The organism is Alkalibaculum sporogenes (assembly GCF_009362815.1).
Taxonomy (GTDB): domain Bacteria; phylum Bacillota; class Clostridia; order Eubacteriales; family Alkalibacteraceae; genus Alkalibaculum_A; species Alkalibaculum_A sporogenes.
The window spans coordinates 38,929-60,779 of record NZ_WHNX01000009.1 but is presented as its reverse complement, the minus strand read 5'-3'; the positions used below and the strand labels follow the sequence as shown (position 1 = coordinate 60,779).

The window sequence follows — 21,851 nt, the reverse complement described above, 5'->3', positions numbered from 1 at the left end:
TAATTTTTTTAAAATATTCCTATTGTGCCACCTAGTATACCTATTGCTATTATTGATAACATTACCTTAATAGACGATAAACCTTTATCCAATAACTTAAAACAGATAATTGTGATACCTAATGGTAGTACCTTAGGTAAAATAACGTCAAACAACTCTGCCTGTACTGCTACTTGCTGTTCTCCTATGCTTAATATAGCTGGCGTACTTAACGAAACATAGTTTGCTACTAAAGCACCTAATACCATACATCCCATAATTCCAGCTCCTGCAACAACTCTATTGATCAAACCACTACTAAGAAACGACATTATAGCTTCTTTACCCTTTTTGTATCCCTGCATAAATCCAAAATACGATATGCTCAGAACAGTAGCGGTAATGATAATAATATAGAGTATAGGTCCCATAAGATTTCCTTCTATTGAAAGGCCTATACCAAAGGCTAAAAGTAATGGTACTATTACTCCTTGAATTACAGTATCTCCAATCCCTGAAACTGGCCCCATTAAACCTGTTTTAACAGAATTAATAGCCTCATCTGATATCTCAGCACCATTGGCTCTCTGTTCTTCCATTGCTACTGTTAATCCCACCACAGGCGATCCAAAGTTGGGTTCAGTATTAAAAAACGTTAAATGCCTTTGAAGAGCCTTTTTTTCTTCTTCTTTATCTTCTTTATATAATTTTTTTATAATTGGTACCATTGAATGACAAAATCCAACCCCTTGCATTCGTTCGTAGTTGTAACAACCTTGGTTAAAAAACAACCAAATTAGCCATGATTTAAAAACAACCTTTTTATCTAATTTTACATCTTCCATTCTAACGAGCTCCCTTCCTTCAATTGCATGTAGACTATTGCAACACACAGTGCTAAGAAACCTACAGTTATCATACTTAACTCAAAGTATGCTGTGATTAAAAAGCCTATAAAGAAAAATACTCTAGCATCACCTTTATAAATTGCTTTCAAATTTAATCCAATTCCTAAAGCAGGCATCATTCCACCAATAACAATTAAAATATGAAGGATGTTTCCACCAAGATAGTTAATTAAACTTTCCACTGAAGATGTGCCATATAAAGCAGCAATAAATACCGGCGTAAAACATATTAGAAACAAGAAACCTTGAGGTGCTAATACATTCATCATCCATATCTTATTGCTTTTACCTTCTCTAGCAAGTTGGTCAGCTTTATGAGCAAAAAAAGCTGATATAGTCAATCTACCGAACCAGATAAGAGTTCCTAACAATCCAATAGGAATTGCTAATGCTACAGCTGCTTCAGTTTGAAGATTTGATGTTATTGCCAATGCTGTTCCCATTACTCCCGCGAGACATGGGTCCCCAGGTAATGCACCACCTGCTGCTATAAAACCGATGTACATTAAATTAATTGTAGCACCAACTATAGTACCAGTTACTGGATCGCCTAATACCAAACCAGTTAGAAATCCTGCTACTAAAGGTCTATAAACCGTATAATATCCTACAGGACCTGCTATAAGGGCACTATTCCCAAGAAAGTATATAACTCCTAAAAGAAATGCTTGAAAAACATTCATAAATAAACCCTCCCCTTTATATCAATTTTTCCATACTAATAGCCCGTTCATCTGGGACAATTTGCACAAATACTTTTACATCATTATCTATCAATCTTTTAAAACAACTCAATTCTTCATCATCAATTGAGATATTTCTGTAAAATTTCTTGCGTCCACTTTTAGCTCCTATACCTCCAAGAATGATTGTGCGAATCTCAACACCATCATTAATGATTAACTGCTCTAAAACATGTGGCCCTTTTGTTAGAATGATTATCCTTTCATTGTTTTTCGGCTCTGTTTTCAACAATTTAGATGCATCAACAGTATTTACCACCTCAACTTTTATTCCTGTAGGCGCAGCCATGTGAAGAACTTGTTGCATAAAACTATCTGTTGACAATTGATCGTCCACTATTATAATTCTATTGCCCTTAGTATGTTTTACCCAAGCAGTTACTACTTGCCCATGGATAAGCCTATCGTCAATACGGGTAAGCACAATATTTTTCATAAATTCACCTTCTTAAATAAATCGTTTGCCAGTTTAATTGTCTCGCGCCCTACACTAATCACATTATTTGCTATTTCATTTGCTGTACAAGTTTTTCTTAACATTAGAATTTCTAATAAAATAGGCATGTTTATTCCAGTAATATGAATAAAATCTAATTCCTTCATATTTGCTGTAGTTGCATTAAACGGGCTACCAGACATCATATCTGTTAATACAATCACTTCATGGTGTTTTTTTTGAGCTTCCACTATTGAATCATGTATATTTGCATTTAGTTCATCTACACTATCACCATGTTCTAGATTGTATGTTTGAATATGTTCTTGTTTACCTGTTATTAATTCTGCACTGTTTTTTAGTGCTTCTGCCAATTTACCATGACATACAATGATAACTTCAGTCAAGATATCCCTCCTTAGTTTGTATCCAAATACTTTTTAGTCGACTTTAAGTATCTTAGTATTTATATAGCATATCTCATGCCAAATTTCTGTCTTAATCAACAAAGAAACCAAATTATAAAATTTAGTAAGCATGTTATGTGCATCGTCAGCTTTACATACATGTCAATTTCTACTCAAAAAAAATACTGTTTGCAGGGCAACAGTATCTTGTAGAATCTATTAGTGTATTAAAGTGTATTAAATAAATCTATAATATAACATATTTCAGTATCAGGAATACTAATACCAAAAATCTCTTCAATTTCTTCAAAATTAAAACAAAGAATATTATATAATTTTATATACTCTTTAATTTTTTGATTAGTGTTTTGATAATAAATTGATTCATTTTTTATTAATCTCTCTACCATACAGCTACAGTGAATAAAAAACTTGGTTTTTAATTTATCATTATCTACACTATTTAACTCGTTTAATATCGAATAGTATCTCGTTTTTAAAGCATTATATATTTTTTGTGGATTCAAGAACACAAGTGTTACTCCTAAGATATGGATTATATCTGAATCAGTCAGCTGCGTAATTTCTTTGTTATTATATTCTTGTAAACCTAATATACTTTCTAATCTTTTTACCCCGTTCTCTTCGATTATTTCATCTGTCGGAATATATGGTACATTTTCGATTTTTAAATCTAATGTTCCTATAACAGCTACTGCATTATTTTTATAGTACTCCATTTTAGATAAGTACTCTCTTTCATTTAAAGGTATATACATAATATTTTGATCTAGCAATTCACTGTTTTGCTTAATAAATGAAATTATTTTTTTTGCCGTACCTATTCCTGTAATACATGTAACTAATACACACTGTTGAAATTCTCTTTTACATTCTTTTTTTCTTTCTCTATAAGGTGTAATAGTTTTTAAATCATTACACAATACATTTAAGTCACATTCTGAAAAAAGACATTTTCTAACTGCCTCTAAAACTAATGGAGTAGAAACCATCTCAATAGTAGCTGTTTGAATTCCTGTCTTCTCTGTAATAAATGTAGAAAAAGTCGTTAAGGCACCCATATCTACCATTAGTAAGACTCCTTTTCCTTGATTAATACTTTTTACTATGTCAACTGCTTGTTGAAATGCTTCTCCAACTTTCATATCTAAAGGCATATCAAGTGAATAACAAATATTCGTACCTAATAAACTATTTGCTACTTTAGCTATACTACTTGCTGTATTTTCTCCGTGGCATATTATTAAAATGGTTATTTTAGAATGATCATAATTATTTTCTTTATTCATTGCATATAGAAACATTGTAATAAATATGATTTCTTCCTCGACAATTTGAATATGTAAATCTCTTTCAAGATCCTGTTTAATCATTTGTGCTGCTTTATACTCTTGTGGGTAATTCGTTAAAATCTCTTTTCTATCTTCTATATTATTATAGCGTTTATCCTCGATCTTCTTAATTAGTTCGCTTACATGCATAGATAATGCTATATATGCTTTATTATTAAAATTTTTTTCTAATATTTCCTCTGCTTTTCTCAATGCATTTTCAACTGCATAATATATTACAGGTTCAATCACTTTAAAAATCTCTTCTTTTTGAATAGTATAGTATTTTATATTAAATTTTTGTTCCAAATCCCATAAATATTTGTGTATATCCTTATCTATTATTTTATTAATTACCTCTGGGCTACAGCCTTCAATTGAATAACTTGCTAATTTTTCATTTATAATTTTGTATACTTTTTTTGAAATATTATATTTATCATCTAGACCTTCAAATAATACACCATGTTCTTTAGAAAACAATAGAGCCTCTTGATTTTCTGTGTCTAGCTTTACACTTTCACTTCTTTTCTTAGATCTAAAATACCCTTCATAAATATAGTCAGGTAGCAAAGGTATTGAAATTTCTACGGAGTCTCTATTCTGAACCTTATAATCTAAATAACCACGAGCACATACAAGTTGTATGTCACTTTTAAGTTGCCCAATGTTTCCTATACAATCGTATAATAGTAATGATTCGATAACTTGGCGATCAACCCTTATATCGGCATTAATTCTAATAGACTCATTGTAAATAAATTGTTTAATAAGATCCATTCTTTCATTTTGAGTTCTCTCTATTAAAGATGGAAGATTAATTACAATAGGTATTCTTCTGATAAATGTACTTAAAAGACTCGAATCTATTTTTTTAGTAGTAGCACCTATAATTCTTACTTTTGCTATTCTATGTAATTCTACTTCACCAAGTCTCCGATATAAATTTTTATCAATTAATGTAAATAGCATTTCTTGACCTTCTGGTGAAAGACGATGTATCTCATCTAAAAACAAAAATCCACCATTTGCCTTATCGATAAGCCCCTGCTTGTCACTATCTGCTCCAGTAAAAGCACCTTTCATATATCCAAATAATTGTGACATTAATAATTGAGGGTTTTCAGAGTACTCAGCACAATTGAAGACTATTAATTTGCCTTCTTCCGCAATTACTTTGTTTACAAGAGCATATTTATACATCAATTCAGCAAAAGTTGATTTTCCTACACCAGTTGGTCCCACTAACATTGTATGTAGACCATTAGGAGGGTATATAACGGCAGCTTTTAATTTTTTTATATGATTTTGTAGACTACCATAACAACCAATCATTTGTTCAAATAAATCATTTTCAGTTTCTTTGATTTTTTGAGTATCTACAATCAATTCATCAATAGAATCAAAAGAAGTTTTATTTATTTTTTTACTTATGATTGATTCTAATTGAGTCTTTTCAAAATAATAAACAGGTCTTCCAACTATTTTAATTACTTTTTTCTCACCTATTAATGTATTTAATTCAAAACTAACATTATTTCTGCTAATTTGAGTTATATCAGATATATTTTCAGTTGTAATTCCTTGAATCCCATTTCTTATGTCCATAATTGTAATTGACTCACATAGAGATTTTAATGCATTAAAAACTTTTTGTTTTCTTTTCAAAAACGATCTCTCCTTCACTCCTCAAAGATACTTATAATATTTTCACTTGTAAAAAGTCTCATCACAAATTTAATTGCATTCGATAGATCTACTACTTCTATTTTTCTTTATTTCTTTCTTAACACTATAACTGTATTCACTTACCTTACATTTCTTATATATTGTACTAAAACAATTTTCATTATATCACAGAAATTTGCGTATAGTTTTCGTAACTTTTTAATGCTTTTTAGCTTATAATAATTAAAGAGGTGATACAAGTGAATGAACATATATATATTGCTGAAGATGAGGACAATATCAGGGAAACAGTTAAGACTTTTCTTGAAAGCGAAAATTATAAAGTTACCGATTTTGAAAATGGAGATTTATTATATGCAGAATTTGTGAAAACTCAATGCGATTTAGTTATATTAGATATATTAATGCCTGGATCAACTGGATTTGAAATAACAAAAAAAATAAGGAAAATCAGTACTGTACCCATTATTATCCTCACGGCGAAGGATAGTGATCTTGATTATGCAACAGGAATTAATCTAGGTAGTGATGATTATTTTACAAAACCTTTTAGTGCAATTTCTCTTGTTATGAGAGTCAAAGCTATGATCAGAAGGGTGAATTTAGACAAGCAAGCCCAAAATGCACAAATAAGTGAAGTTAATTTGAACTATGGAGATATTTCAATTAATAAAAAGACAATGAAAGTTTTGCATGAAGAAAACCCACTTGATTTAACACCTACTGAATATAATCTTTTAATTTATTTAATAGAAAATAAGGACAGGGCAATCTCTAGAGATGAGCTCTTAGATGAGATATGGGGTTATAGTAAAGATGTTGAAACTAGAGCATGTGATGATACTGTTAGAAGAATACGAAAAAAACTTGCTGACTCACGAGTTCAAGTTGAAACTATTTGGGGATTCGGTTTTACTATAAAGGAGGAAAACCCTTGAGGGAAAGAAAGAAAAAAAGTATCAAGTATAGACTTGTGTCAAGTGTGGCAATTCTTATAGCCAGTATTTTTGTTCTTATTTCTATAGCTTTTAATTTACTTATATCTGAATATATTAAGTACAATGCAACTCAAGTCTTAACAGAGTCAAGACAATACATTAAAGATATCCCAAATAATAATCGTGAAATGCCCGTAGAACCTAAAAGACCAGATAAGACTCCAACAGGTAGAGCAGAAGCACTAGTTGTCACATCTAACTATGAAGTAATAAAACCTGAACTCTTTCAATATAACACCAATACAGATCTAACTGCATTTATTGAGATAATAAAAAAAGAGAAAATTAATCTCTACACTGACCAAGTAGAAAAAATCACTACTGATTCAGGGACGTATTATTATACTTCTGTTCACGATAAAAATAGCATTAATTCATATATTGTCTATTTTATTAACATGACAAATCTTGATGAATTTAAAAATAGTTTAAGTAGTATCTTGCTAGCAGTTATGATATTAGCTCTAATATTAACTTTTTATGTTACTTATATTATATCTACAAGGATCACTGACCCAATCAAAGATCTTTCTGCATTTGCTAAAAGAATTGGTGAGGGCAAGTATGCGTCTATTAAAGATGAATTTCAAGACTTAGAGCTTCACGATTTAAAAGAATCTATGAATGAAACTACAAAAAAACTTGAAGAGTACGATACAGAACAAAGAGTATTTTTCCAGAATGTATCACATGAGCTACGTACACCTTTGCAAATTATAAAGACTAATGCAGAAGGAATAGAATACAATCTTATAGATAAGAACAAAGCTTCATCAATTATTAGAGATGAAACGGATAAATTAAGTGAACTAGTTGAAGATATTATATACCTTTCTAGATTAGAAGCCAGATCAAATGATATGGTCTATAAAGAAGGCGATTTAAGAGAGACTCTCTCGTACACCGTAGAGCGCTATAGCACGGTATTTAAGAAAAAAAACATTAGCATTATTTATGATTTTGACGATTACCCTGTCCTGTTTAAATACGACGAAAAATCTATTGAAAGAGCCTTTCACAATTTAATATCCAATGCACTTAGGTATACAAAAGATAAAATTATTATCACTTGTAAAAATCAAGAAGGAAGAATAATAGTTAGAGTAGCAGATAATGGTACTGGAATTAATAAAGAACAACTTCCTAATATATTTGATAGATTCTATAAGGGAGAAAAAGGTGTACATGGCATAGGTCTATCAATCGTAAAATCAATAGTAACTTCATATAATGGAAGGATAGAAGTAGATACAAGTCCAAAAGGTTCAACCTTTACCTTATTCTTATAATACACAGCGCTATTTTTTACATCCTACCCTATTTTCGATAAAGCTTTACTTTAAAGCTTTATTTTTTTCGTGAATTTTACTTGATTTTTCTGTAGATTTTTCGGAGAAATACATTTTTAAAAGGACTATTATTATTACAGAACACAATATCATTAAAAAATATGTAAACAAGGAGTAATGTCAATGGAAGACCTATGTTATAGAAATGAATATAAGCATTCAATATCACAAGCTTCTAAAGCTGCCTTATCTAGTAGATTAGGCAAAGTACTACCCAGAGATGAGAATTGTAATGGGAAAACATACTTAGTTAAAAGTTTGTACTTCGACAATATATACAATGAAATATTATATGAAAAACTAGATGGAGTTCCTTATAGAGAAAAGTTTAGAATTAGATGTTATAACAACGACTATAGTTATATAAGGTTAGAAAAGAAAGTGAAGGAGCATAAAAAAGGATACAAGTTAAGTACCTTACTTACGAGACAAGAAGCAAATAAGATTATTTTAGGTGATATTAATTTTCTAAAAAACAGTAGTGAGTCAATTAGAAGAGAATTTTATTTCAAAAGTAAATTAAAAGTCCTTAAGCCTAAGATTCTTATAGGATATGAAAGAGATGCATACACTTATTTACCGGGAAATACCAGAGTTACACTAGACTCTAATATTAGATCTAGTATACAAGAAGGGTTTGATTTTTTTCAAGATTCAACTTTATTAGAAATCGAACATAAAAAATTCATCTTAGAGGTAAAATTTGATCGATTTATACCCTCAATAATAAGAGATTTAGTACAAGTAAACGAGACATCGTCTGCTTCAAATTCTAAATATGCAGCTGGACGACTAATTACCTTATAAAAAATACAAGAGGAGGTCATATACTATGACATTTGATGAAATATTAAAAACAGGATTCTTAGAAAAGATAACTGAATTCTCTATAATAGATGCAACTATAGCTTTATTGTGTTCCTTTATTATTGGATTGTTTATTTACTTTATTTATAGAAAAACATTTTCTGGGGTAATGTATTCAGAACCATTTAACACCTCCCTGGTACTATTGTCTATGCTTACTACCCTCATCATTCTTGCTGTTACTACTAATGTGGTATTATCTCTAGGTATGGTTGGCGCCTTATCAATAGTCAGATTTAGAACAGCCATTAAAGATCCATTAGATTTAGTGTTTCTTTTCTGGTCAATCGGTGCAGGTATTATACTTGGAGCGGGACTATTACCTCTTGCGATTTTAGGATCAGTACTTATAGGTACCGTACTACTAGGATTCCAATCAAAAAATCCTCAAGAATCCTCCTATATACTTATGCTTAATCTGGAAAATGAAATTGCAGAAGTTACATCTTCTCAATTAGTTAAGGCAAAATGCAAAAAACTAAAAATAAAATCTAAATCTATTACAAAAGGATGTATAGAGCTGATCTATGAAGTCAGAGTAAAAAACAATGATACTATATTCATGAATGAATTATCATCCCTAGAAGGAGTCTCTAATGCTACATTAGTCAGCTATAATGGTGAATACGCTGCATAGAAATGTTACCAAACGTGATCTTTATTCAGTAGGGGTTTTCTTCATCCCCTACTGAATATTAGTAGAACCAATAGGTTGATACGCAACAAAAAAGGAGTAGAATCTCGAACATACGATAGGAGTCTTAGTGCCTGTTAATGCGGGATAAAATTGAGAGAAAAGGAATTGATAATATGATAATAAAAAAATATAAGCACAAAACAATTGCAACATTTTTAATAATTTTTCTCTGTATATTCACGTTTTCTGCATGTGAAAAAAATATAACTGACGACACAACTGAGGAAACTCTAACAGCTACACCCCTCTCAGTGGAGTTTGAAGCTGATGATCTTGAAAGCAGCTGGGATGATTTAGAATCATCTAATATAACACTAAATGGAGATTCAATCTCTTTTGATGGTCAAGGTGCAACAATTTCTGGAAATACTCTCACTATAAATTCAAGTGGCCTATACACAGTAACAGGAACTCTAGACAATGGTCAAATCATTGTCAATACTCAAGATGAAGAAAATGTAAGAATAATATTAAATGGTGCAAACATTACAAACCTTAATAGTTCACCTATATACGTAATGAAATCATCAAAAACTATAATTACTCTTGCTGATGGAACTGAAAATACAATAACAGATGGCAATTCGTATGAAAACATAGATGTAGAATCAAATGAGCCTAACTCTACATTATTTAGTAAAAATGACCTTACCATCAATGGAACCGGCTTATTAACTATTAATGGAAACTACAAGCATGGTATTAATAGTAAAGATGGATTAAAAATAGTAAGCGGTAATTTGATTGTTAATGCCATTAATGATGGAATAAGAGGTAGAGATTATATCGCTATAAAAGATGGTGATATTTCCATAAATGCCAAGAGTGATGGAATGCAATCAAATAACGATGAAGATCTTTCAAAAGGTTATATATATATTGAAAAAGGTATCTTCAATATAATTGCACAAGCTGATGGTATTCAAGCCGAAACTCAACTACAAATAAAAAATGGTGATATAAACATAGTTTCAGGAAATGGAAGTGAGAATGCTACTACTTCAACCGAAACTGGAAGTGCCAAAGGACTGAAAGCAGCAGTTGACATAACTATTGACGGTGGAAATATAAAAATAGACTCATTAGACGATGCTATCCACTCAAATGATACTCTAACCGTAAATAACGGAACATTAAAACTGTCCTCAGGTGATGATGGAATTCATTCAGATACATCTATTGTGATAAATGGAGGAGACATCGCTATTGATAAGAGTTATGAAGGTATAGAAAGTGCTTTAATAACAGTGAATGATGGTAATATAAACATTACTGCAACTGATGATGGAATAAATGCTGCTGGAGGAAATGATGGATCTTCTACTAACGGAAGACCTGGTCAAAACGAATTCAATGAAACTCAAGGTATCGGACTTACTATTAATGGGGGTTATATAATTGTCAATGCACAAGGCGACGGTCTAGATGCTAATGGTTCAATTACAATGAATGATGGGATAGTAATTGTAAATGGCCCTACCAACAGCGGTGATGGTTCACTAGACTATGATGGTAGCTTCGAAATGAATGGAGGACTTCTACTTGCAGTTGGAAGTGCTAGAATGGCACAAGCACCGAGTACCACATCTGCTCAGAATAGCTTTAATATAAATGTGGGTTCCCAAAAATCTAATACCTTAATCCATATTGAGTCAGAAAGTGGAGAAAACATACTTACCTTTGCGCCACTTAAAAATTATGAGTCAATTGTTTTCTCCTCACCGAACTTACAAAATAATTTTACCTACAATGTATATATAGGAGGTAGCTCAACGGGAAGCAACAAAGATGGTCTTTACGCAGAAGGGACCTATAGTCCAGGTACACTTCTCACTAACCTCACAATAACACAGTCAGTTACTGAATATGGTTCAGTTGCCAATCAAGGCCCAGGAGGTGGAGGAACAAAAAATAATAAAGATTTCCCAACAGATGGTAAAAGACCCACGGGTAACCCACCTACTGATAGACAAAAACCTGAAGACAGAGAGATGCCTGCTAACGATGATATCTCTAGTAGTGAATACTCTGTACCTCTACAATCTCAATAATGTTAAAACAGCCTTATCGCAAAGATGAGGTTGTTTTAACGACACATAGAACTTAATATTGCAATTTTTTCCACTTGCCTAAAAGGATCACGGCGATCACATGAAAAAATATAAGAGTAAAAGAAATAGAATGCTCTAATGCTTATACACATGTTAAGTGTGAGAGTAAGCGTATTTTTAAAACAAACGCCAACACGCTCTCGCCAACACGAATGGAAAGAATTAACGCTTGGGCTTACAGCTCCTGTAATAATAGCTTGAGATTTATGTAACCAATTTGGGCTAATTTCAACTGAATTATCTGGGTGCATTGAACTATAGTATACTAGCCTACCCAAATATCCAACCATTTCTAAAGCTTGTTGTGCAACTGCTCCAATAGGTGTAGTATTAAACACTACGCCTGCTCCTCTTCCTTGAGTTAAGTCTTTTATTATTTGTACCGTGTCCTCTTTCAAAGGATTTATTGCTATATCTGCGCCTAGTTCTAACGCTAACTTTCTTCTAGCTTCGTCTGGCTCACTAATGATTATATATGCACCTCTTAATTTTCCCTTGATCTAAAATTCTTAGACTTCACAAGTAATATATTGCCTTAAATCCAATTTTAAGATCTTTTCTACTTCATTAGAATTACATTCAACACTGATGAACGAAAAGGAAAATACAGGATATTGATTATAGTCGATTTTTCTAAACTCCAATACATTACTAAAATTCGATAAATACGATTCATAATTAATTTTTTTTATTTCTTTAAGATCAATGTCTCCTGGAATATCCCCCACAACAATACAATAAAGCTTATTGTCATCAGTTTTCAATATTTTATCCCAGTCAGGTCTTGTCTGATAAAAATAATTCTCGTATACATTTATTCCATAGGCATAATATGCGATGTCTGTTGTACACCACCCTGCAAACCTCATAGGATTTACTTCTATAGGTATTACATTTCCTATGTTATCAACTCTTACTTCTATATGTACCGGAAAATTTGAGATTCCAGTTGCTTTTCCTATTGACATCAATACATCACCAAAAGCAGTTAAATACTTTCTAATGATCTTTTTTGATGTAAAGTATAGTCTATCGCTGACATCCCCATTTGATGAAAAAGGATGTTCTAATATGTTAAGAATTACAGGATCACCATTGCGATCATAGTAAGCATCAATAGCATATTCTAAACCTTCAATATACTCTTCAATAATAAACTTTGAAGAATTCATAACTTCCATAGGATATAATCCTTTGACTTTATATATTTCATCTTGAATTAACTCTATGATAGATTCCCATTTACTATCTTCGTTTATCTTGTGTACTCCCATGCTAAAAAATCCAATTGTTGGCTTGATAATAAATGGTTTTTTAATCTTTGTCGTATCAATTTTTAATAGTTCTTCGAATGAAACTTCTTTGAATAAGAAATGAGGATAAATTCCTTGAACTAATTTACGAAACATCACTTTATCCTTAAACATCTCAATTGCCCTAGGAATTTCGGTGTATTTAAGATTTTTATTTATCCATTGAAAAGAATTTTCAGAATTACAATACAGCAATAACGGTACTTGCGTCTTAACTATATTTAGAAACTCATTTTCATCTACAGTTTTCAGATCTGTTAATGGTATCAATTCCTTAATATTAGAACAATTTAATACAGGTATACCCATATCATGTACGGTTTTTAGCAAGAATGTTGAAACATATGGTTTATCTAAAATCATCAAAAATATAGCCCCCCAGCTTAAACAGGTAGAAATAAAAAATATTATCAATTACTATTTTCTTCGTTATAGCGAATTCCGTCAATAAGTTACAACTAGAATTATAATTTTATTACTAGCAATCTTTTCATAATGTATTCCCCTAAATCTTAAAACACCTTCTCTACAATTACATCAATATAACATTATAACATTATAACATTTAAGAACCAAATAATGTTAATTATAAGGAACAGTAAACATATGAAAGACAAAAAGGTTATTTAAAATACTTTTCTTCCCATAATAAAACTCCCCTTATAATAAACAGTTATGTTATTTTAACTGTCTACTATAAGGGGAGTATGAGCATTACAGGCACATAAAAAACTAGCTGTCGCGCAATTCCTATTATTGCTGCCGGTTTCCCTTTATTAATAGCTGGATAGAATGTCATCATCATAAATATAATAACAAAGTTATAACAGTCTAACTTAACAGTCTAAAAAAAGTGTGCTTTGGCACATTTTAGATATTCATATTAATAAATTATAACAAAATCAAGTATTATCATCTGCTCCATCTAGACCGGTTACGCTCCATTCAGACAAAATATTTCTAATATTTTCGAATATTCCCATCACCACTTTCATTTCCGAATACTTTTTGGATATATTTTTGTACGATAACACTCTGAAATAACTGTAATTACACTATTCCTGCACGCTGAAAGTGCTTTTCCATTGTTGATCGTCCAATATAGGCTCCAATTAAAGCACCCACAATTCCACTAGGTAAATATGCAGAAACTAATAATTGTCTTTTTCCAGCTTTGCCCCATCAGGAAGCAGATCATACCTAAAAGAGTGCCCTTAAGCGTGACCATACCAAACTTCTTAGTTTTCGTTACAAACAAAATAAACGGTATCGCTGTCAGAACCCCTAACACGAATGGAATCACGACTACGCAAATTTGGACTAAGCGTCTCCGATGAGACACCTGTATTACTATATCCTTGCATTAAAATTAAAACATATGGTATACTCAGATTAATTCATACGAGGAGTGATTAGCTTGAAGAAAAAAATAACCTTTACGCTCAATGCAAAAGAAGCCATCGTAAATTCTTCTGACAAATTAGGAAGACATAATACCATGGCAAAATCTCACGTGCACAAATCTAAAAAGGACTATGATAAAAAACGATCAAAAAGAGACTGGCGAAAGGAAATGGATAATAATCGCGGGTCTTTTATTTTTTTTTTGCATTAAGTTTTAGTTAATCCTCTACTACTTTAGAACATATGAATTTAGAAAAATAACATTTACGAATCCAAAAATAATACTGTATAGGTCAAGAATTCTAACTACCCTGATGCCTAAGTTCAAATTTCTTCTTGTAAAGTGTCTTTATGAATAGCCATCATACTTTCAATTGTAATCATACTTATTCTCCTATAATATGATTGTCCATAATCACATATGAATATAATCCATCTAAAGAAGGTTGAACCATGAATGTAACTATAAACTAAATCTTAATATTCACTGTCACAGAATACCAGTCTTTATTAAAATGGGTTTCTGCGTATTCAATGACTTTATCTAGCTCATCAAATGCTATTCTTTTTACAAAAAATGTATCATGGTTCTTTTTTATGTTCATCAATTTGGCAATCCTGCTATCGTTAACTTGTTTTACAGAATAATTCTCATTTACCCAGGTGGGGAAGATTTTAAATTCCTTTAGAGTTTTATAAAAAGACGCATTTTCATGAATTCTATTCGCTTGTTCAATACTAAGAATTCGACTATCTACATAGGAACTCTGATAAGCAATAGGCTCATCATTGGCAAGCCTTACCCTACTAACACATATGATTGACTGATCATGGGGTATTTCCAATATATCTGCAATGCTTGGATGAAACACTTCTTCAATTTTATCTACGAGCATATCGATTTGGTATCCTTGCTGCAGTAACTCGTCACTAAAACTGATGGAAGTTAAACCACGGATCATTTGCTTCTTTCTAACAAATGTACCCATACCCTGCACGCCGATTAAATAGCCTTCGTTTATTAAATCATTGAAGGCTTTTCTAACAGTAATAGTAGATACATTGTACTTTTTTTTCAGGGTAGATTCGCTATCCACTTTATCACCTGGCTGCAAAATACCTGATTTAATATCCCCTATAATGTCCTCTTTAATTAAAATATACTTTGCAACTTTATATTCCATAATCATTACCTTTCCTTAATATATTAACACCCTTGCATAACTAGTATTTTATCATATTCTATAAGAATTGTTTACAGTCTTTTAGAGAGTAACATCTTTCCCCCTACATTTATTGATTGTTGATGTAGTAGGCTGCTTCCCTGTCCAAAATAAAAGTTACATCAGGATGTAATTGCAAAATCGAAGCAGGTAAGGCAGGATCTATCTTGCCGTGAATAGCGTTAAAAACAGTTTTTGCTTTTTCTGAACCATTTGCTAATAGAATGATTTTCCTTGCATTCATAATTGTTTTCACCCCCATTGTTATGGCTCTTCTCGGAACTTCTTCTTCTTTTTCAAAAAATCTAGCATTCGCTTTTATGGTCTCATCATCCAAATTAATACAATGGGTGATCCCTTCAAACTTTAAATCCGGTTCATTAAATCCGATATGACCATTGCTACCAATCCCCAATATCTGCAAATCAATTCCCTTGTTCTTTTGTATCTTGTTTTCATATTCTATACATTCTGTTTCCAAATCCATAGCCATACCATCAGGTATATATATATTCTCAAGCTTTATATCAACATGATTAAAAAATATATCCTGCATAAAGAAATGGTAGCTGTTAGGATGTTCCTTGCTTAAACCGATATATTCATCAAGATTTACGGTGACAACATGACAAAAGCTTATGGTTTCATCTTGAAATAATTTAATCAGGTACTTATAGGTCATCACAGGAGTGCTCCCTGTTGCAAGTCCAAGCACGCTGTTTGGTTTCAAAAGAATTTGAGCTGCTACCATATTTGCTGCTTTTTTACTCATATCATTATAATCTTTCGCTATAATAATCCTCATTAAAGTTCCCTCATTCTCTCTTCATACTATGTTCAGCTATTTTTCAAATCAATCATTACTATAAATTCCCTGATCTGTATACCAATTTTCCATTTATAAAAGTAAATAATATGGAAAACTCTTCATCATGAATGACAAAATCAGAATTATTGCCTATCCTGATGCTCCCTATGGTATCCCCCATTTTTAATAGTTTTGCAGGATTTTCAGTTACAGTTTTCACAGCTTCTACAATCGATATTCCTGTATTTGTTTTAAAATTTTTAAGTGCATTATTTATGCTTAGAATACTGCCTGCCAGTGTTCCGTTCTCCAATCTGGCACTATTTTTTTCTACAACGACTTTTTGACCTCCTAGGTCATAAACTCCGTTTTCCATACCGCAAGCCCTCATAGAATCAGTTACCAGAATCACCTTTTCTATTCCTTTTATTTGCAGCAATATCCTCTGTATCGCGGGATGTACATGAATATTATCTGCAATCAATTCACAGAACACTTCATCCCGATCCATGGCAGCTCCGACGATACCGGGTTTCCTATGATTCAAAGGCGTCATCGCATTAAAGGTATGAGAGATACTTCTGGCACCTATCCTGATTGCATTGATTGCATCCTCATAGGTTCCACAACTGTGACCGATGGCTACTACTATGTCGTAATTTATACATTTTCTTATAAAATCCTCTGCATCTGCCAATTCGGGCGCAATTGTTACCAATTTAATAAGCTCCTTAAAGTTCTCAAGAAGCTGGAAATCAGGTTTTTGTATAAAACTCGTATTCTGTGCTCCGGCATTCAAAGGGCTGATAAAGGGACCTTCTAGGTGACAGCCTAAAATTTTCGAGCCCCCAGACACTAATGATTTTTGAATATTATATAATGATTTTTCAATTGTCCCTATATCCATTGTCATAGTTGTTGGTAGGAATCCAGTGACACCGTGAGTGGCAAAGCTTTTAGCTATTACTTTTATCCCTTCACCTTCGCCGTCCATAAAATCATGCCCCATGGCTCCATGGGTGTGAATATCTATAAAACCAGGAGATACATAGTGTCCTTGCGCATCATAAAAATATTGAATCGCGTATTTACTAATCTCATTTTTGGGTATAATATCAATAATTTTATCTTTAAATATCAATACCCTATCGTTCACCAATGTATTTCCAATTATTATCTTCCCATTAATAATAGCATTCAATGTTTTTACACTCCTTATGGTTTTATTCAGGAAACCTTGCCAAAGCAGCCTTTGCTGTATCAATGGAGCGATTAGCCAACTGAGCTATAGACAAATTATTATCCATATTCATACTTAACTCTAAAAAAGCCATAGTATTCAAACCTGTTACCGCATAATACTTATCAGGATGATCTGCACATAGCATTGCAGCTACTCTAAATGGTGACGCTCCCAATAAATCACAAGCAAATAATATTTCATCACCTGGAAAATCTTCCAGTAAACAATTGACCTTTCTTTCAAAAGTAGCCAAATCATCTTCTTTCGTCAAATCCATATAATACATATGCTCTGATTTTCCGGCAATCATCTCTATATTTTTTCTTATACCTTCAGCATACCCACCATGTCCCATTACTAAAATTCTTTTCATATTAACCTCCATTTGAGCTTAGTTACCGCATAAATTCTATCTATGGGAAGAGGCCTTAATACAATGTATCAAGGTCTCTTATACAATATCATTCTATTTTTAAATTCAAACTTTAAAATAGTTTATACATAAAAACCTGTTACATAGCCAACGAATGTAAAAACACCTGCAATAATAAGAATCAAACCCATTAACTTAAGAGGTGACCATTTTCTCTTTGAATATAAATAGTAAACGCCTAAAGTTAAAAATAAAGGCAAAATCTTAGGGAAAATCGAATCAAGCATTATATCCGCTTCAAAAATAACTTGATTTTCTAATATAATGCCCTGGGTTGCATCGAATACATCTCTAACAATTCTAAAAGGTACAGAGGCAGTTACAAAAGATGCAGTTAATGCTCCAACAACGATTAGGCCTAATACTGTCATGGTATCTGTTAATGTATTTAGTTTACCAGTTGACATAAATCCTTGCATCCCTTCTATACCCGACTTGTAACCTAGTTTAAACAGATTCCAGCTTAAAATTCCAGTTCCTAATGGATAAACAATCATATATAGAACTGGTCCCAACCAAGAAGTAACAGGTGATGCTTGTGAAATAGAAAGACAAATTGTGAGTAAGATAGGAATAAATGTTGCAACCCATAATGAATCACCTATAGCTGATGTAGGTCCTATAAGTGCAACCTTTACACTGCTAATCAGTTCCGGAGTGCATGCTTTATTGGCATTAGCTTCCTCAAGACCACAAACCACACCATTACAGATGGATCCCACTTGTGGTTCAGTATTAAAAAGTGTGATATGCCTTTTTAATGCCTCAGCCTTTTCTTCTTTGTTATCATATAATTCATCAATAACAGGAGCCATCGATTGAGCAAACGCCATTCCCAACATGCTTTCTGCTTGTTGGGAGCAACCATGCCACAAGAACCAATTCCAAAATGATTTTTTAAGCGTCTTTTCACTAATTTTTTTAGTCATTTTAAGCCACCCCTTTCTTATCAATGTTTGAAACAGCAACATAATACAAAATTGCTGTGATAATTGCTACTACAGCGACTGCCATTGTACTTAGACTAAAATATGTAACAAGTACGAAACCAGCGAGAAAAATGACTATATGATAATTTTTCTTTAGCAAAAATGATAGAATAATTCCCATTCCTAGTGAAGCCATCATTCCCCCAAAGACACCCAATGCTGTTGTAACCCAGCCTGGTATAATAGCGGCGAAATCAGATTGAGCAGATGCTGCTGTCATAGAAGTCAAAACAATAATTGCAGGAATGAAACGACATGCAAAACCAATGGATTGCCCCATCACAACATTGGGAATAAACATTTTTTTAGTCTCTCCTACTTCTGCGTACTTATTGGCTACACGGTTTAATGGTAGGTTTGCTGCATAAGAAACATTCCACATAATTTGACCTACTAACCCGCCTATACCTGCAAAAACTACAGCTAGGCCAATGGTTTGAGCCGTATCTAAACCAATACCAAATACAATTGCACCAGCGACACCGATATAAGTAGCATAAGATAAGTCCCATGCAACTGCACCACCTGGTGTAACATTACCCATATACATGATCTGAAGTGGAATACCTACGATCATCGCAGTTTGCACATCTCCTAAAATGACTCCCACTACAAGTGATGCAACCAAAGGTCTTCCCAAAGTATACCATCCCATGGTGTTACCAATGATAGAACCAATTGAACCTAGATATACAAATAAAGCAATCAGAATAATTTGATAAGTTTCCATATTTTCCTCCTTTTAAATTCCCTCTTTTAATTTACCTCTATTAATTTTTCTATAATGATTTTTTAAATGCTGCCCAATTAGTTCTTGAAGTATTTGGTAACTGTTGAAAAAATACATCTATTCCCTTGGAAGTCAAACCATCCATTATAGTCACATCATTATCACTTAAGTAGAAAATACCTGTTGCACCACTTACTTTGTGAATTGTATCCTCACGTTTTGCAATATTCCCTAATACAATTGATTCAACACACATGATTTCTTCTGCAATATCGGGTAATATTCGTGGATATTTTACTATGACTAGACGATTCCCCCTTGTCTCCTGTGTGAGCAGTGTTTTAGCTTCTTCTGTAGTTACAATATGTGTATTGTAACTAGGAGGAACCCCCATTTTCATAATAGATTTTAGTGTAGAATTCTTTGCACTTTCATCATCTATTGCAATGATTTCCTTAATTGAAAGTGTGGGACACCACGCAACAATTGTTTGACCATGAATCAGACGGTCATCTACTCTTACATATGTCTTTGACATTTCTTTCTCCTTCCTTTTTTAAGATTCTTTGTGCTTCTATCTTATTGTTATGAAATACACTTTCGTATAAAACCATGGTTTTCTGTAATTCGAATTAAGGCTTCTTCTTTTGTAATTCCAGTCAAAATCATAACAATGGCCACTTTGCTATTATAATCTGTTAATTCCAACATCCTAGCAGCGATGTCAATATCGCAACCAGTACTTTCCATAACAATTCGCTTTGCTCTTTCCATAAGTTTAAGATTTGTAGCTTTCATATCTACCATTAAATTCCCATATACTTTTCCAATTCCCACCATAGAAGCAGTTGAAATCATATTTAATATAATTTTTTGACAAGTTCCTGCTTTCAATCGGGTAGAACCAGTCAACACCTCAGGACCTGCATCCACTTCAATTGCTACATCTGCGTATTTGGATAATATAGAATTTTTATTACAGGTTATACTGATACATTGAACATTCTTTTTTTTAGCATGTTTCAATGCACCAATAGTATATGGAGTTCTTCCTGATGCAGCAATGGCTACGACAACATCATTTTCACAGACATGAAGTTTATCTAAATCTTTAGCAGCTAAATTCTCAGAGTCTTCTGCCCCTTCTACCGCCTTTACAAAAGCTTTTTGTCCTCCTGCAATAATACCAATCACTTCATCCTTGGTAGAAAATGTTGGAACACACTCCACAGCATCTAAAATTCCCAGTCTACCGCTTGTTCCTGCACCCATATATATAAGCCTGCCCTTTTGATTAAGAGCACGAATCACTATCTGAATACTTTTTTCAATTTGAGGCAAGGCTTCTTTAATAGTATTGATTACTTTTTGATCTTCCTCATTCATAATATGTAACAATTCCATAGTAGACATCATATCCAAATTCATAGTTCTAGAATTACGATTTTCTGTTTTTAAATGATTTATCTCTATTTTATCCATTTTCATCACCATAATTTATTCTCAATCAAACTGGCATACATATAAGCAACGGTATATCCATCATTATTGGATTCTATCTGGCGTACCTTTCCAAGGGTTGAATAGTATGGGTAATACGGAAAATCATTAATTTCTCCTTGAAAAACAGAATATTCTCGTAGACTTGAATACCATTGATCAATTTCATTTTGCTCAAGCTTGAAGTACGCTTGAGGAATGAAACCAACTAAATCTTCAAAATTTTCACCATAAATCAAACGGATGAGACTTCCCTTTTCTCGAAGCCGCTTCACTGCGGTAGTCACTGCATCATGGGTATTAATATGGCGAGGATGCATAGAACCACGCCAGTGCGTAATCACTAAGTCTACTTTTTCATCGATAAAATATTGTTCAAGTCTAGCAGAAAATTCATCGGCTGAAGGCATATTATTGGAAACATACCCAAGCCAAATTGTATCTCCTTGTAATCTTTCAGCTGCACGTTTATTTTGATTTAACAGCTCTTTTAAATATGCATCCTTTTCTTCCTGAGTAGCATCAGGATCTTCCAAACGTCCTTGTGTTACATGAATATATGTGCAATGTGCTCCTTGTTTTGCATATTTCAACATAATAGAACCACCCAAAATCTCCGCATCCAAAGAATGTGCACCAATACTTACAACTCGTTTTAATTCGCTCATATGC

At 32.5% G+C, this 21,851-nt stretch carries 23 protein-coding genes; 6 read left to right on the top strand and 17 right to left on the bottom strand.

Going from position 1 to position 21,851, the window contains the following annotated elements; genetic code table 11:
* Nucleotides 1–8: 8 nt before the first annotated feature.
* The 5 genes from GC105_RS07465 to GC105_RS07445 form a co-directional block, all read right to left on the bottom strand.
* Nucleotides 9–824, bottom strand: coding sequence for a PTS system mannose/fructose/sorbose family transporter subunit IID (locus GC105_RS07465; protein ID WP_152803272.1), 816 nt, complete (start codon nt 822–824; stop codon nt 9–11).
* On the bottom strand, nt 812–1,570 hold the full coding sequence (locus tag GC105_RS07460; RefSeq protein WP_152803270.1) for a PTS mannose/fructose/sorbose/N-acetylgalactosamine transporter subunit IIC: 759 nt from the start codon (nt 1,568–1,570) through the stop codon (nt 812–814). The genes GC105_RS07465 and GC105_RS07460 overlap by 13 nt, the downstream gene beginning before the upstream one ends.
* A gap of 16 nt (nt 1,571–1,586) precedes the next feature.
* On the bottom strand, nt 1,587–2,066 hold the full coding sequence (locus GC105_RS07455; RefSeq protein WP_152803269.1) for a PTS sugar transporter subunit IIB: 480 nt from the start codon (nt 2,064–2,066) through the stop codon (nt 1,587–1,589).
* Nucleotides 2,063–2,473 (bottom strand): PTS sugar transporter subunit IIA, encoded by a 411-nt coding sequence (locus GC105_RS07450; protein WP_152803267.1) that lies wholly within the window; start codon nt 2,471–2,473, stop codon nt 2,063–2,065. The genes GC105_RS07455 and GC105_RS07450 overlap by 4 nt, the downstream gene beginning before the upstream one ends.
* 227 nt (nt 2,474–2,700) lie before the next feature.
* Nucleotides 2,701–5,493, bottom strand: a complete 2,793-nt coding sequence (locus GC105_RS07445) for a sigma-54-dependent transcriptional regulator (RefSeq protein WP_152803265.1) — start codon at nt 5,491–5,493, stop codon at nt 2,701–2,703.
* 260 nt (nt 5,494–5,753) lie between these two features.
* On the opposite strand from GC105_RS07445, the gene GC105_RS17585 reads away from it, so the two are divergent.
* From GC105_RS17585 to GC105_RS07420, 5 genes are all read left to right on the top strand, one after another.
* A complete protein-coding gene (locus tag GC105_RS17585; protein ID WP_343029983.1) occupies nt 5,754–6,452 on the top strand; it encodes a response regulator transcription factor in 699 nt (232 codons plus the stop codon).
* On the top strand, nt 6,449–7,801 hold the full coding sequence (locus GC105_RS07435) for a sensor histidine kinase (RefSeq protein WP_152803263.1): 1,353 nt from the start codon (nt 6,449–6,451) through the stop codon (nt 7,799–7,801). The genes GC105_RS17585 and GC105_RS07435 overlap by 4 nt, the downstream gene beginning before the upstream one ends.
* A gap of 183 nt (nt 7,802–7,984) precedes the next feature.
* Nucleotides 7,985–8,668, top strand: coding sequence for a polyphosphate polymerase domain-containing protein (locus tag GC105_RS07430; RefSeq protein WP_193708321.1), 684 nt, complete (start codon nt 7,985–7,987; stop codon nt 8,666–8,668).
* A gap of 25 nt (nt 8,669–8,693) precedes the next feature.
* Nucleotides 8,694–9,365, top strand: a complete 672-nt coding sequence (locus GC105_RS07425; RefSeq protein WP_152803259.1) for a DUF4956 domain-containing protein — start codon at nt 8,694–8,696, stop codon at nt 9,363–9,365.
* 137 nt (nt 9,366–9,502) lie between these two features.
* Nucleotides 9,503–11,476, top strand: coding sequence for a carbohydrate-binding domain-containing protein (locus GC105_RS07420; RefSeq protein WP_152803257.1), 1,974 nt, complete (start codon nt 9,503–9,505; stop codon nt 11,474–11,476).
* A gap of 35 nt (nt 11,477–11,511) precedes the next feature.
* Here GC105_RS07420 and GC105_RS07415 read toward each other — a convergent pair whose 3' ends face one another.
* From GC105_RS07415 to GC105_RS17710, 3 genes are all read right to left on the bottom strand, one after another.
* Nucleotides 11,512–12,036, bottom strand: a complete 525-nt coding sequence (locus GC105_RS07415) for a zinc-binding dehydrogenase (RefSeq protein ID WP_343029986.1) — start codon at nt 12,034–12,036, stop codon at nt 11,512–11,514.
* A gap of 9 nt (nt 12,037–12,045) precedes the next feature.
* The gene (locus GC105_RS07410; protein ID WP_246169768.1) at nt 12,046–13,212 is read right to left on the bottom strand and encodes an ATP-grasp domain-containing protein; all 1,167 of its coding nucleotides are present in this window, start codon (nt 13,210–13,212) and stop codon (nt 12,046–12,048) included.
* Between the two features lie 769 nt (nt 13,213–13,981).
* A complete protein-coding gene (locus tag GC105_RS17710) occupies nt 13,982–14,191 on the bottom strand; it encodes an MptD family putative ECF transporter S component (protein WP_152803254.1) in 210 nt (69 codons plus the stop codon).
* Nucleotides 14,192–14,266: 75 nt separating this feature from the next.
* Here GC105_RS17710 and GC105_RS07395 point away from each other — a divergent pair, with 75 nt between their 5' ends.
* Nucleotides 14,267–14,464 (top strand): hypothetical protein, encoded by a 198-nt coding sequence (locus tag GC105_RS07395; RefSeq protein WP_152803252.1) that lies wholly within the window; start codon nt 14,267–14,269, stop codon nt 14,462–14,464.
* Between the two features lie 259 nt (nt 14,465–14,723).
* Here GC105_RS07395 and GC105_RS07390 read toward each other — a convergent pair whose 3' ends face one another.
* The 9 genes from GC105_RS07390 to GC105_RS07350 form a co-directional block, all read right to left on the bottom strand.
* A complete protein-coding gene (locus GC105_RS07390) occupies nt 14,724–15,437 on the bottom strand; it encodes a GntR family transcriptional regulator (RefSeq protein WP_193708319.1) in 714 nt (237 codons plus the stop codon).
* A gap of 109 nt (nt 15,438–15,546) precedes the next feature.
* Nucleotides 15,547–16,281, bottom strand: a complete 735-nt coding sequence (gene nagB / locus GC105_RS07385; RefSeq protein WP_152803247.1) for a glucosamine-6-phosphate deaminase — start codon at nt 16,279–16,281, stop codon at nt 15,547–15,549.
* Between the two features lie 58 nt (nt 16,282–16,339).
* The gene (nagA, locus tag GC105_RS07380) at nt 16,340–17,485 is read right to left on the bottom strand and encodes an N-acetylglucosamine-6-phosphate deacetylase (RefSeq protein WP_152803245.1); all 1,146 of its coding nucleotides are present in this window, start codon (nt 17,483–17,485) and stop codon (nt 16,340–16,342) included.
* A gap of 22 nt (nt 17,486–17,507) precedes the next feature.
* Nucleotides 17,508–17,900: a PTS sugar transporter subunit IIA gene (locus GC105_RS07375; RefSeq protein ID WP_152803238.1), complete on the bottom strand. Its 393-nt coding sequence runs from the start codon at nt 17,898–17,900 to the stop codon at nt 17,508–17,510.
* Between the two features lie 122 nt (nt 17,901–18,022).
* Complete coding sequence (locus GC105_RS07370; RefSeq protein ID WP_152803236.1) at nt 18,023–18,889, bottom strand: PTS system mannose/fructose/sorbose family transporter subunit IID; 867 nt, start codon at nt 18,887–18,889, stop codon at nt 18,023–18,025.
* A 1-nt stretch (nt 18,890) separates the two neighbouring features.
* Nucleotides 18,891–19,679: a PTS mannose/fructose/sorbose/N-acetylgalactosamine transporter subunit IIC gene (locus tag GC105_RS07365; protein WP_152803234.1), complete on the bottom strand. Its 789-nt coding sequence runs from the start codon at nt 19,677–19,679 to the stop codon at nt 18,891–18,893.
* A 49-nt stretch (nt 19,680–19,728) separates the two neighbouring features.
* Entirely contained in the window at nt 19,729–20,217 is a 489-nt protein-coding gene (locus GC105_RS07360) for a PTS sugar transporter subunit IIB (RefSeq protein WP_152803231.1), read from the bottom strand.
* Between the two features lie 47 nt (nt 20,218–20,264).
* Nucleotides 20,265–21,161 carry an N-acetylmuramic acid 6-phosphate etherase gene (murQ, locus tag GC105_RS07355; protein ID WP_207706957.1) on the bottom strand — a complete coding sequence of 299 codons (897 nt, stop codon included), beginning with the start codon at nt 21,159–21,161 and terminating at the stop codon, nt 20,265–20,267.
* 5 nt (nt 21,162–21,166) lie between these two features.
* Nucleotides 21,167–21,847: a PIG-L deacetylase family protein gene (locus GC105_RS07350; RefSeq protein ID WP_152803230.1), complete on the bottom strand. Its 681-nt coding sequence runs from the start codon at nt 21,845–21,847 to the stop codon at nt 21,167–21,169.
* Between the last annotated feature and the right edge of the window lie 4 nt (nt 21,848–21,851).